The sequence below is a fragment of the Streptomyces sp. MB09-01 genome, from assembly GCF_033794505.1.
In the GTDB taxonomy this organism is placed as follows: domain Bacteria; phylum Actinomycetota; class Actinomycetes; order Streptomycetales; family Streptomycetaceae; genus Streptomyces.
In genome coordinates this window covers 1-1,041 of sequence record NZ_JARAYQ010000575.1, presented here as the reverse complement: position 1 = coordinate 1,041, position 1,041 = coordinate 1, and the positions used below count along the sequence as shown (strand labels likewise).

The 1,041-nt window shown below is 74.1% G+C and carries 1 protein-coding gene; it reads right to left on the bottom strand.

The window, feature by feature from the left end:
* Positions 1-15: 15 nt before the first annotated feature.
* Positions 16-1,041, bottom strand: a 1,026-nt coding sequence (locus PV721_RS43530) for an alpha/beta hydrolase (protein ID WP_319734432.1), incomplete at its 5' end; no start/stop codon positions are given.

The following is a 1,041-nucleotide window of genomic DNA, read 5'->3' as shown; positions in this document are numbered from 1 at the left end:
GCACACCGTCGACGCCTACCTCCGCCGCATCCGCGCCAAGCTCAACATCAACAGCACCGCCGAAATGACCCGCATGGCCATCGCCCTCGGACTCTGACACCGCCTTACGAGGCGCTGGGGACCGCGCTCGGCCGCGCCGCGGCCCGGTCCACGACCAGGCGGACCGCCGCGATCGTGAGATCCGGGGGCGTAGAACTGGACGTAGTGGTCGCTGCCGGCGGCCAGCAGGTGGGGGGTCTGCGGCCACAGCCCCACCAGCGCCCGCTGGGCCTTGGGCCAGGCCCTCTCGAGTTTGGCCAGCAGGTCCTTGGACATGGTGGGCGGCGCGGCGAAGGGTTCGGTCTTGCCGAGCACCACGACCGGAACCGGCGGGAGCGGGCCACCGCGGTCGATGGCCGTCACGCCGCCATCGATGTCGACCTGCTCGAAATCCGGGTCGGCCTCGAAGGGCGTGCCCGGATGCCGTAACGCTTCGACGTACGCCGCCCGCTCCGCCCCCATCGCGGGCTGCGCGGGCCCCAGTGCATCGGCCAGGACCAGTCCGCGTGTCCGTTCCGGGTGTTCCGGCGCGTACCGCAGGGCGAGCATCCCACCGAACGAGTGTCCCACCAGCAGGTACGGGCCCGGCACGTGCCCGGCGGTCAGCACCCGGTCCAGGTCCTGGACCATGGCGGGCAGTTCCCGGGCGCCCCGGACGGGCGTGCTGCGGGTGGTGAGCGTCGGAGGCTGCGTGTAGCGGATGGTGCCCGGGCGGTCGTAGGTGCAGACGCGGGTGAAGGCGGCCACGCCCGGCAGCACCGCCGGGGCCTTCGGCACGGGCGGGGTGGTGTCGGTCAGCGACCACGGGTCGGAGGCCTCGTGCAGCCCGGACAGCAGTACCACGGTGGGGCTCCCGGAGCCCGAGCAGTGCAGGTACAGGCTCCGCCTGCCGCCGACGTCCACGCGCTGCCCGGTGTCCCCACCGCCCGGCGCGGCGTGCCCGCCGCGAGTAGGACGACGGCGGCCGCCGCAGCCACCACCCCGCCCGGCACACGCCATCGC